This is a genomic window from Rhodopseudomonas sp. B29 (assembly GCF_000333455.1).
GTDB lineage: Bacteria > Pseudomonadota > Alphaproteobacteria > Rhizobiales > Xanthobacteraceae > Rhodopseudomonas.
This window is the reverse complement of the sequence record NZ_BADD01000032.1, coordinates 1-1,061: the sequence shown is the minus strand read 5'-3', so window position 1 is coordinate 1,061 and position 1,061 is coordinate 1. Positions and strand designations below refer to the sequence as shown.

Here is a 1,061-nt window from a genome sequence, read left to right as displayed (position 1 = left end):
TGCCGCTCGCGCAGCTCACGATCGCCACCGCGGAATCCTGCACCGGCGGCCTCGTCGCCGGCGCGCTGACAGACATCCCCGGCTCATCCGACGTCATCGACCGCGGCTTCGTGACTTATTCGAATGCCGCCAAGCACGACATGCTCGGCGTCGAGACCTCGACGCTCAACACGTTCGGCGCGGTCAGCAAGGAGACCGCGATGGCGATGGCGGTCGGCGCACTTGAGAATGCCGACGTCGATCTGGCGGTGTCGATCACGGGCATCGCTGGTCCCGGCGGCGCCGTGCCGGGCAAGCCGGTCGGCCTGGTGCATTTCGCCGTCGCCGCGCGCGACGGCCGTATCGCCCACCGCGAACAGCGCTTCGGCGCCATCGGCCGCAGCAACGTGCGTCAGCGCTCGGTCGTCGAAGCGCTGCGCATGCTGCTCGACCTCGCACGCGGCCCACAGCCGGCGGCCAAGAAGGTCAAACGCGAAGCCGCCACCGACGTCCACAAACGCGTCGCCCGCACCCCGAGGCGAGCCGCAAGCGTCAAACGCGTCGCGCCGAAGCGGCCGGTGAAGCCGAAGAAGACCTGATACCCCGGTCTCTCGCTCACGGCCGTGTTGATCGGCAAGTCATAACTCCATTCGTCATTGCGAGCGAAGCGAAGCAATCCAGCTCAGTGCACCGAGCTGGATTGCTTCGTCGCTGCGCTCCTCGCAATGACGGTGAGACTTCGAACTAGGCCCGCGACAGCTTCGGCGCGCCGCCGTAGACCTGATCGGCGCGGCTTTCGAAGGCCGCGGCAAAGCGGTGGAAAGCGGTGTCGAACATCGCGCCCATCAGGGTCGCAAGCATGCGGCTCTTGAATTCGTAGGCGAGGAAGAAGCCGACTTCGCAGGCGCGCTCGGTCTTAGGCACGAACGTCCAGCGGTTTTCCAGATTGGAGAACGGCCCCTTCAGATACTCGACCAGGATCTTCAGATTGGCCCGATCAAGCGTGACACGGCTGGTGAAGGTCTCCTGCACCAGCTTGAACGACACCGTCATGTCGGCGATCACCACTTCGGTGCCGTCTT

The 1,061-nt window shown here is 65.4% G+C and carries 2 protein-coding genes; one reads left to right on the top strand and one right to left on the bottom strand.

Going from position 1 to position 1,061, the window contains the following annotated elements; translation table 11 throughout:
• A partial coding sequence (locus I5M_RS00950; protein WP_022719687.1) for a CinA family protein occupies window positions 1–578 on the top strand: 578 nt, incomplete at its 5' end.
• Between the two features lie 145 nt (window positions 579–723).
• Here the strand turns inward: I5M_RS00950 and I5M_RS00945 are convergent.
• On the bottom strand, window positions 724–1,061 hold a 338-nt coding region (locus tag I5M_RS00945), incomplete at its 5' end, for a type II toxin-antitoxin system RatA family toxin (RefSeq protein WP_022719686.1).